The 9,705-nt window shown below is 68.4% G+C and carries 7 protein-coding genes and 1 pseudogene; 5 read left to right on the top strand and 3 right to left on the bottom strand.

From position 1 onward, the window contains the following. The 4 genes and pseudogenes from VF536_RS04065 to hemH form a co-directional block, all read left to right on the top strand. Positions 1–878 (top strand): annotated as a pseudogene (locus VF536_RS04065) (hypothetical protein); the annotation flags it as partial. A gap of 375 nt (positions 879–1,253) precedes the next feature. Next, entirely contained in the window at positions 1,254–3,494 is a 2,241-nt protein-coding gene (rpoD, locus tag VF536_RS04060; RefSeq protein ID WP_331613507.1) for an RNA polymerase sigma factor RpoD, read from the top strand. 340 nt (positions 3,495–3,834) lie between these two features. Further along, complete coding sequence (locus tag VF536_RS04055; protein ID WP_331613506.1) at positions 3,835–4,773, top strand: adenylate/guanylate cyclase domain-containing protein; 939 nt, start codon at positions 3,835–3,837, stop codon at positions 4,771–4,773. 66 nt (positions 4,774–4,839) lie between these two features. Then, positions 4,840–5,940, top strand: coding sequence for a ferrochelatase (gene hemH / locus VF536_RS04050; RefSeq protein ID WP_331613505.1), 1,101 nt, complete (start codon positions 4,840–4,842; stop codon positions 5,938–5,940). An 82-nt stretch (positions 5,941–6,022) separates the two neighbouring features. Here the strand turns inward: hemH and VF536_RS04045 are convergent, their stop codons facing one another. The 3 genes from VF536_RS04045 to VF536_RS04035 are packed head-to-tail and all read right to left on the bottom strand — an operon-like array spanning position 6,023 to position 9,136. Continuing rightward, complete coding sequence (locus VF536_RS04045) at positions 6,023–7,543, bottom strand: tripartite tricarboxylate transporter permease (protein WP_331613504.1); 1,521 nt, start codon at positions 7,541–7,543, stop codon at positions 6,023–6,025. 18 nt (positions 7,544–7,561) lie between these two features. Beyond that, complete coding sequence (locus VF536_RS04040) at positions 7,562–8,152, bottom strand: tripartite tricarboxylate transporter TctB family protein (protein WP_331613503.1); 591 nt, start codon at positions 8,150–8,152, stop codon at positions 7,562–7,564. A gap of 15 nt (positions 8,153–8,167) precedes the next feature. Further along, positions 8,168–9,136: a tripartite tricarboxylate transporter substrate binding protein gene (locus tag VF536_RS04035; protein ID WP_331613502.1), complete on the bottom strand. Its 969-nt coding sequence runs from the start codon at positions 9,134–9,136 to the stop codon at positions 8,168–8,170. 161 nt (positions 9,137–9,297) lie between these two features. On the opposite strand from VF536_RS04035, the gene VF536_RS04030 reads away from it, so the two are divergent. Then, the coding region (locus tag VF536_RS04030) for a response regulator transcription factor (RefSeq protein WP_331613501.1) at positions 9,298–9,705 on the top strand (408 nt) is incomplete at its 3' end.

Genomic DNA, 9,705 nt, shown 5'->3' with positions numbered 1-9,705 from the left:
GGGCGGCGCTGCCGGACGGGCTGCTGAAACGGCAGCTGCTGGGTGAACTCGCGCGGCGCGCGCAGTTGCCGGACGCCGAACTGCAGGCGCTGTGGGCGAATGCGCAGCCGCCCGCGGCGCCAGGCTCGCGCCCCCGCGCGGAACGCCCCGCCGCCGCGCCGAAGGCGGCGCCGAGAGCCTCCTCCCCGTCCGCCGACGGCCCGCACGACGAGCCGTACTTCGACATCCCCGCCTCCGCCTACGGCGATGAGGCCCATGCCGGCGCGGACGACATCCACATCCCCCCGGACGCCTACGGCGCAGCGCCCGCTCCCCAGGCCCAAGGCCAGGGTCAGGCGGAGCGCAAGTGGGTGCCCAAGGGTGAGTACAAGGGCAAGGGCGGCGGCGGCAACTGGAGCGGCAAGGGTGGCAAGGGCGACTGGCGCAAGCGCGACCAGGACCCGACCATCGGCATGCCGCTGGAGCTGCCGCCGGCGCCGATGAACCTGGCGGTCCGGATGCTGGTGCTGCACAGCGAGCTCTGGCAGCAGATCGGCGAGCAGGACCTGCAGCTGCTCCACGAACTTCCTGGCGAACACGGCCAGTTGATCGCGTGGCTGGAGCGCTCGCTGGTCGACAACGGCCCCGCCCCCTGGGCGGTGCTGCAGATCGCCTTGCAGGAAGCCGACCTGATGGACCTCGCCCAACGCGTGAGCGGCGGTCCGCTGACCGCACCACCGCCGGACGAACACGTCGAGGTCGAATTCCGCGTGGTGATGCGCAAGCTGTGGGTCGGCAAGCTGCGTGCGGAGGCCGACCGCATCGCGCGCAGCCCGCAACCGGACATGAATCGGTTCCAGGCTTTGCTGCGGCAGATCCGCGAGCTGGAAGCCGCTTGAACCTGCTTTTTGACCGATCGGGAAAATTCGCAGATAATCTATGGTTTTCGCGCGTCAAGAGTGACCGCAGCGCCAACCGGTCCCCGGCCCCCCACTGACCCTGGGTTCATACACAAAGTGGCCAACTTACACCGCCTGGGCTGCAACAACAAAGGTTCACGCTAACCTTCACGCGCAAAGCCTTGAACGGCAGTCGGTTTGCCCCGATCTGTCGCACAAGGCCTGAGTTCGAGCCGCCTGGCTCGCTCGCGCCGCATAGCCCGCAAGTGTCGGGAGTTTGCGGGCGCCAGCGGGACAGGTGGCTGTTTGCATTGCCTGCACCCACTGCGATTTCCCCGCATTCACCTACTGGCCCACGAGCCACCGAGGAACTGCATGACCGCCAAAAAGACCGCGTCCAAGGCCGCCGCCGCAGAAACCGAAGAAGTCAAGAAGCCGGCCGTCAAGGCCGCCGCGAAGACCGCCAAAGCCGCCACCGCTGTCGCGTCCGCCGATGACGCGAAGCCCAAGCGCGGCCGCAAGCCCAAGGCCGAGACCGAGTCGAAGAAGCCGGCCGCCAAGGCCAAGGTCGAAGAGGAAGAAGAGGACTTCACCGACGTCGACGCCGACGGCGAGGCCGAAGGCGAGACCGAGGGCGAAGTCGAGACCGTCGAGGCCGTCGAGGTCGAGGAAGTCGGCGAGGACAAGCCCAAGGCCAAGCCGCTGCGCATGAAGGTCAGCCGCGCCAAGGAGCGCGCGCTGATGCGCGAGTTCGGCCTGGACGAGACCGCGCTGACCGAAGAGGAAGTCGCCAAGCGCCGCCACGAGCTCAAGACCCTCATCAAGATGGGCAAGACGCGGGGTTTCCTGACGCATCAGGAAATCAACGACCACTTGCCCGAGAAGCTGATCAACGAGGAAATCCTCGAGGCGATCGTGTCGATGCTCAACGACATGGGCATCGCCGTGTACGAGCAGGCGCCCGACGCCGCGACGCTGCTGATCCAGGGTTCGACCTCGCCGACCGCCACCGAAGAGGAAGCGGAAGAGGCGGCCGAGGCCGCGCTGTCGACCGTCGACTCCGAGTTCGGCCGCACGACCGACCCGGTGCGCATGTACATGCGCGAGATGGGCACCGTCGAGCTGCTGACCCGCGAGGGCGAGATCGAGATCGCCAAGCGCATCGAAGGCGGCCTGCAGGCCATGATGCTGGCCATCTCGGCCTCCCCGACCACCATCGCCGAGATCCTGGCCATCGCCGCCAAGATCCGCGCCGGCGAGATGCAGATCTCCGAATCGGTGGACGGCTTCGTCTCCGATGACGAGGCGGACGACTACGTCGCGGAAGAAGACTTCGACGAGTTCGACGAAGAGGACGACGACGACGGCGCCGGCGGCTCCAAGGCCCTGACCAAGAAGCTCGAGGAGCTGAAGAACGCCGCCCTGGTGAAGCTGGATTCGCTCGCGACCAACTTCGACAAGATGCGCAAGGCCTTCGAGAAGGACGGCTACAAGTCGGCCAACTACAACAAGGCCCAGTCCGCGATCAGCCAGGAGCTGATGACCATCCGCTTCACGGTCAAGACGATCGAGAAGCTGTGCGACATCCTGCGCTCGCAGGTGGACGACGTGCGCCGCTTCGAACGCGAGATCCGCAAGATCGTCGTGGACAAGTGCGGCATGCCGCAAGAGCACTTCATCAAGACCTTCCCGCCCAACGTGCTGAACCTGCAGTGGGCGGAAAAGGAAGTGGCGGCCGGCAAGCCCTACGCGAACATCATGTCGCGCAACCTGCCCGCGATCCAGGAACTGCAGCAGAAGCTGATCGACATCCAGGGCAAGGCCGTGGTGCCGCTGGACGACCTCAAGGGCATCAACAAGCGGATGAACGAGGGCGAGAAGGCCTCGCGCGACGCGAAGAAGGAAATGATCGAGGCCAACCTGCGCCTGGTCATCTCCATCGCCAAGAAGTACACCAACCGCGGTCTGCAGTTCCTGGACCTGATCCAGGAAGGCAACATCGGTCTGATGAAGGCGGTCGACAAGTTCGAGTACCGCCGCGGCTACAAGTTCTCGACCTACGCGACGTGGTGGATCCGCCAGGCCATCACGCGCTCGATCGCGGACCAGGCCCGCACCATCCGCATTCCGGTTCACATGATCGAAACGATCAACAAGATGAACCGGATCTCGCGTCAGCATCTGCAGGAGTTCGGCTTCGAGCCGGACGCGCCGACGCTGGCCGAGAAGATGGAGATGCCGGAGGACAAGATCCGCAAGATCATGAAGATCGCCAAAGAGCCGATCTCCATGGAAACGCCGATCGGGGACGACGACGACAGCCATCTGGGCGACTTCATCGAGGACACCAACAACACCGCGCCGATCGAGGCCGCGATGCAGGCCGGCCTGCGCGAGGTGGTGAAGGACATCCTGGACAGCCTGACCCCGCGCGAAGCCAAGGTGCTGCGCATGCGCTTCGGCATCGAGATGAGCACGGACCACACGCTGGAGGAAGTCGGCAAGCAGTTCGACGTCACCCGCGAGCGCATCCGCCAGATCGAAGCCAAGGCGATCCGCAAGCTGAAGCACCCGAGTCGCTCGGACAAGCTGCGCACGTACCTGGACAATCTTTGATTGACCAGGGACGTGCCCGCCGCAGGCGGATGACGACGCAGTCGGCATGCAGCGAGCGGCGAAGCCACAAGCTCCGCACCTACCTGGACAACCTCTGATCCAGCCCCCAACCCGCGGCCCAGCGATGGGCCTCGGGTTTGCCAGAAACCGGCCACGTCCTCGGACGCTGGCCGGTTTTTCTTTTTGGGAAGAGGGTCTCGTTCGACATTCGCCCGCCCGTTGGGGGTGGGTGTCGTACAGGGGCCGACAGGCCCCCAAGGCGAGGGCTTATCACCACGCGACGCCCAGGGTGGCGCGGCTACACTGAGACTTCCATCACACCTTGCCACCTCCCAGGCCGATGACCCAGATCCGCGAGCGCACCGTCCTGTTTGCCGACTTGCGCGGCAGCACGGCGCTGTTCGAGACGCTGGGCAACGCGGAGGCCTCGGGGCTGGTGACACAGACGGTCGCGCTGACCGGCCAGGCGGTCGAAGAAAACCGCGGCAACATCATCAAGACGCTGGGCGACGGCCTGATGGCCGCCTTCGACAATCCGCGCGACGGCATCAAGGCCGCGATGCGGATGCAGGAGCTGCTGCTGAAGTCCTCGGCGCGCAGCGAGCGGCTGCGTCACACCCACCTGCAGATCGCGCTGGCGCGCGGCGAGGTCGTCGAGATCCACGGCGACTGCTTCGGCGACGCGGTCAACGTCGCGGCCCGGCTGCTGGACCACGCGGGCGACGGCGAGACCGTCGTGACCGCCGAGGTCGTGAACGGCCTGACCACCGCGCAGAAGTCGCGGTTCCGCAGCCTCGACCACATCAGCGTGCGCGGCCGCGCCGAGCCGGTCCACATCTACGTGCTGGACCAGGGCACCGGCGACGCGGCCGCGACGCAGTTCGGCGAGATCGCCCGGAGCGTCGCGCCGGAAGGCATCCGGCTGGTGTGGCAGGACCTGGACCGCGTCTTCGACATCGAACAGATGCCCATCGTGCTGGGTCGCAGCACGCAGGCGACCTACTGCATCACCGACGTCCGCGTCAGCCGCTCGCATGCGCGCATCGACTGGCAGGGCAGCAGCTTCAGCCTGACCGACCTCAGCTACAACGGCACCTTCGTGCGCTTCGGCGCCGGCGGCCAGACGCTGAGCCTGCGCCGCGGCTCCTGCACGCTGCACGGCGCGGGTGCGATCGGCCTCGGCGGCGCGGCCTCGGAGTCGCAGGCGCCGACCGTGCGCTTCGAGGTCATCCACCTGGCCGAAGCCGCCTCGTCGGCGCTGATGCGCCGTGGCATCTGAGGCGACCCCTTCGGCGCCCCTCCCCCACCGTCCCCTCTTTTTCGCGGCCCTTCGCCCCTACGCCGGATGAGCTTCCGTCCCGAACCCGATCATGTGCACGGACGCGCGCCGACCATCGGCGTGCTGCTGGTGAATCTCGGCACGCCCGACGCGCCGACGCCCGAGGCCACGCGCCGCTATCTGGCGCAGTTCCTGTCCGATCCCCGCGTCATCGAGATCCCCAAGGCCGCGTGGTGGCCGATCCTGCACGGCGTGATCCTGCGGACGCGGCCGGCGAAGTCGGCGAAGAAGTACGCCAGCATCTGGACCAAGGATGGCTCGCCGCTGATGGTCTGGACGAAGAAGCAGGCCAAGCTGCTGCAGGGCCAGCTCGGCGAGCAGGGCCACCGCGTCAAGGTGCTGCACGCGATGCGCTACGGCAACCCGTCGATCGCCTCGCAGCTCGACGCGCTGCGCGCCGACGGCGCCACCCGCGTGCTGGTGCTGCCGGCGTATCCGCAGTACTCGGGCGCGACCACCGCCAGCGTCGTCGACGATGTGGCGCGCTGGTCGCTGGAACATCGCCACGTGCCGGAGTTCCGCTTCGTCAACCGCTACCACGACGACAGGCGCTACATCGCCGCGCTGGCCGAGAGCGTCCGTGCCCACTGGAAGGCCGAAGGCCGCGGCGAGCTGCTGGTGATGAGCTTCCACGGCATGCCCGCGCGCACGCTGGCACTGGGCGATCCCTACCACTGCGAATGCCTGAAGACCGGTCGGCTGCTGGCCGAGGCGCTGGGGCTGTCCGACGCGCAGTACAAGGTGACCTTCCAGAGCCGCTTCGGCAAGGCGCGCTGGCTGGAGCCCTACACCGAGCCCACGTTGCGCGAGCTCGCCGGTCGCGGGCTGAAGTCGGTGGACCTGATCTGCCCGGGCTTCTCGTCGGACTGCATCGAGACGCTGGAAGAGATCGACATGGAAGCGCGCGAGGCCTTCCTGCACAGCGGCGGGCAACGCTTCAGCTACATCCCCTGCCTGAACGATCGTCCCGCCCACATCCGCGCGCTGGCGGCGATCGCCGAGCAGCATCTGCAGGGCTGGCCGACGACGGCGGTGCACGACGAGGCGCAGGCTGCCGCCCTCGCCCGTCAACGCGAGGCGGCATCGATGGCGGGCGCAACGCGCTGATCCGCTGATCCGCTGATCCTCGCCGCACTATGACAAAGGGCTCCTCATCGGAGCCCTTGTCGTTCAAGCGGATGCCGTCGGGTCAGCCGAGGGCGATCGCCGCCTGCTGACGCGCCTTGCGCGCGGCCATCCACTTCATGACCCGCGGCAGCAGCAGCACGATCACCACGATCGCCAGCAGCGAGGCCGACAGCGGACGCTGCAGGAACACGCTCCAACTGCCGCCGCCGATCGCGACGCCGTTGCGCAGGTGCGCCTCGGCGAGCGGGCCCAGGATCATGCCGACGACGACCGGCGCGGTCGGGAAGTCGAAGCGCCGCATCACCACGCCCAGCAGGCCGATGGCCAGCATCACGTAGAGGTCGAAGGCGCTCTGGCGCATGCCATAGACGCCGACCGTGGCGAAGATCAGGATGCCGGCGTACAGCGGCGCGCGCGGGATGCGCAGCAGCTTCACCCACAGCCCCACCATCGGCAGGTTCAGCACCAGCAGCATCACGTTGCCGATGTACAGCGACGCGATCAGCGCCCACACCAGCGTGGACGAGGTCTCGAACAGCTGCGGCCCGGCCTGGATGCCGTAGTTCTGCAGCGCCGACAGCAGGATGGCCGCGGTGACCGAGGTCGGGATGCCCAGCGTCAGCAGCGGCACCAGCGTGCCGGTCACGGCCGCGTTGTTGGCAGCCTCCGGCCCGGCCACGCCCTCGATGGCGCCGACGGTGCCGAACTCCTCCTTGTGCTTGGACAGCTTGCGCTCGGTCGCGTAGCTCAGGAAGGTCGGGATCTCGGTGCCGCCGGCGGGGATCACGCCGAACGGGAAGCCGAGCGCCGTGCCGCGCATCCACGCCGGGATGGAGCGCTTCCACTCCTGGCGCGTCATGTGCACCCGGCCCATGGTGTTCATGGTCAGGTTGCTGCGGCCTTCATAGAGCGCCACGTACAGCGTCTCCCCGACCGCGAACAGCCCCACCGCGACCAGCACCGTCTCGATGCCGTCCATGAACTCGGGCACGCCGCCGGTGTAGCGGATCTGCCCGGTGATCTGGTCCATGCCGACCAGTCCCATGGCCAGGCCGATGAACAGCGCCGTCATGCCGCGCAGCGTGCTCTGGCCCAGCACCGCGGAGACGGTGGTGAAGGCGATCAGCATCAGGCAGAAATACTCCGGCGGGCCGAGCGTGACGGCGAAGTCCGCCAGCACCGGCGCAAACAGCGTGACCAGCACGGTGGCGAAAGTCCCGGCGAAGAACGAGCCGATCGCCGCCGTGGCCAGCGCCGCGCCGGCGCGGCCGTGGCGGGCCATCTTGAAGCCCTCCAGCGCGGTCACCATGGTGCCGGTCTCGCCGGGGGTGTTGAGCAGGATGGAGGTGGTCGAACCGCCGTACATCGCGCCGTAGTAGATGCCGGCGAAGAAGATCATCGACGCGGTCGGATCGACCTGCGCGGTGATGGGGAGCAGCATCGCGACGGTCACGGCCGGGCCGAGGCCGGGCAGCACGCCGATCGCCGTCCCGAGCGCGCAGCCGATGAAGGCCCACATCAGGTTGGCGCCGGAGGCGGCCGTGGCGAAGCCGCCCATCAGGTGGGTCCAGAGGTCTTGCATGTCGGAACTCCGGTGGGGTTACAGCCAGCCGCCGGCCGTGATGGCGGGCAGGTTGAGCGCGAGCAGCTTGTTGAACAGCCAGAACACCGGGGCCGCGATCAGCAGGCCGGTGATGGCGTCGATGAGGACCTGGCGCACGCCGCCGTGGGCCTTGCCCTCGGCGCGACGCAGGCCGCGCACCGCCAGCACGAAGCACAGCGTGCAGGCGAGGACGAAACCGATCGTCGTGATCAGCGACGCGTTGGCGATGACGGCGGCGACGACCCAGGCCGCCGACAGCCAGTCCGCCTTGGGCGCGCCGGACGGCGGTTCCATCGAACGGAAGCCGCCGCTGCGCGATTCCCAGATCAGCCAGGCGCCGCAGATCAGCAGCACCGCGGCGACGAACCAGGGCAGCGCGTTCGGGCCGATGCCCGAGTAGCCGGCATCGGACGGGATCGCGGAGGCGCCGAAGGCCATCACGCCGCCGACGACCATCGCCGCGGCGCCGACCAGGGTCTGGTACAGCGGCGCCGGCGTGGCGTCGTCGAATTCAGGAGGGATGGGTGCGACCGGCTTGGCGGTCGCAGATGGATGGCCGGCCACGGCCGGCGGTGGAGATGCGGACATGGCGGCCTCCCGGGATCAGACCATGCCGGACTTGTGCATGATCGCGCGCAGGGACGCGAACTCGTTGTCGACGAACGCTTCGAAATCCTTGCCGGTCATCACGGCCGGCGTCCAACCGTTCTTCTCGAGCGCCTCGGCCCAGGCCTTGGACTTCGTCGCCTTCACGACCAGGTCGATCAGCGTCTGGCGCTGCGCCGGGGTGATGCCGGGCGCGCCATAGACGCCGCGCCAGTTGCCGATCTCGACGTTGTAGCCGAGCTCCTTCATCGTCGGGATGTCCAGGCCCTTGATGCGCTGCGGCGAGGTGATGGCGATCGGGCGCATCTTGCCGCTCTCGATGTAGGCCTGGAACTCGCTGTAGCCGCTGCCGCCGATGCTGACGTTGCCGCCCAGGATCGCGGCCACGGCCTCGCCGCCGCCGCGGAAGGCGACGTAGTTGATCTTGGTCGCGTCGACGCCGACCTCGCGCGCCAGCATGGCCGCGGCGATGTGCTCCGTGGCGCCGCGCGAACCGCCGCCCCACTTCACCGAGCCCGGGTCCTTCTTCAGCGCGTCGACGACGTCCTTCATCGTCTTGAAGGGCGAGTTGGCCGGCAGCACGAAGACGTTGTACTCGCTGGTCAGGCGCGCAATCGGCGTGGCCTGCGTCAGCGTGACGGGCTGCTTGCTGGTGATCAGGCCGCCCAGCATCACGGCGCCCATCACCATCAGCGCGTTCGGGTCGCCCTTGGCGGCGTTGACGAACTGCGCCAGGCCGATGGCGCCGGCCGCGCCGCCCTTGTTCTCGAAGGTCACCGCGCCCGCGGCGCCGGCGTCCTGCAGGGCCTTGCCCAGCGCGCGGCCGGTGATGTCCCAGCCGCCGCCCGGGTTGGCCGGCACCAGGATCTTCAGGGCCGCCGCGGCCTGCGCGCTCAGCGGCAGCGCGCCGGTGGCGCCCAGTGCGGCGAAGGCGGCCGCGGACTTCAGGAATTGGTCTCGACGCATGCTCATGTCTCCTGTTGTAGATCTCGTCATCGGGGCAGAGCGCGCACCCGACGTTCGTTGTAGGCGTGAATCCTGCACACGGCGGCTTTCATTCGGCTGTCGGGAAGCTCAGGGTTGACCCTGAGCGGCGACCGATCAGTGCGTGGCGGACACTGCCGGGCATGAGGCTGTTTTTCGTCGAGGACAACGCCGCGCTGCAGACCACGGTGGCGCGTTCGTTCGAGCGTCGCGGCATCCAGGTGCACGGGTTCGCCGAGGGCCGCGCGGCGCTCGAGCGCTGGCGCGCGTCGCCGCCGGACGTCGTGCTGCTGGACCTGTCGCTGCCTGACATCGACGGGCTGGAACTGCTGTCGGCCGCGCGCGCCGAGCAGCTCACGACACCCGTGATCATCCTGACCGCGCGCGGCACGGTGGGCGACCGCATCCTGGGCCTGAACATCGGCGCGGACGACTACCTGCCCAAGCCCTTCGATCTCGACGAGCTCGAGGCCCGCGTGCGCGCCCTCGCCCGGCGCAGCCGCGGCGCGCCGGGCTCGGCAGGAGGCGCGGGCGCACAGGAGGACGAGTCC

Source organism: Roseateles sp., assembly GCF_036486225.1.
GTDB lineage: Bacteria > Pseudomonadota > Gammaproteobacteria > Burkholderiales > Burkholderiaceae_C > Roseateles.
The sequence above is the reverse complement of the archived record's forward strand: the minus strand, read 5'-3'. Positions and strand labels throughout refer to the sequence as shown.

What these genes read in the sequence shown, in the direction of transcription:
- VF536_RS04055 (WP_331613506.1), top strand. Translation starts at nt 3,835, where the DNA reads ATGACCCAGATCCGCGAGCGCACCGTCCTGTTTGCCGACTTGCGCGGC.
- VF536_RS04045 (WP_331613504.1), bottom strand. Translation starts at nt 7,543, where the DNA reads ATGCAAGACCTCTGGACCCACCTGATGGGCGGCTTCGCCACGGCCGCC.
- VF536_RS04040 (WP_331613503.1), bottom strand. Translation starts at nt 8,152, where the DNA reads ATGTCCGCATCTCCACCGCCGGCCGTGGCCGGCCATCCATCTGCGACC.
- VF536_RS04035 (WP_331613502.1), bottom strand. Translation starts at nt 9,136, where the DNA reads ATGCGTCGAGACCAATTCCTGAAGTCCGCGGCCGCCTTCGCCGCACTG.
- hemH (WP_331613505.1), top strand. Translation starts at nt 4,840, where the DNA reads ATGAGCTTCCGTCCCGAACCCGATCATGTGCACGGACGCGCGCCGACC.
- rpoD (WP_331613507.1), top strand. Translation starts at nt 1,254, where the DNA reads ATGACCGCCAAAAAGACCGCGTCCAAGGCCGCCGCCGCAGAAACCGAA.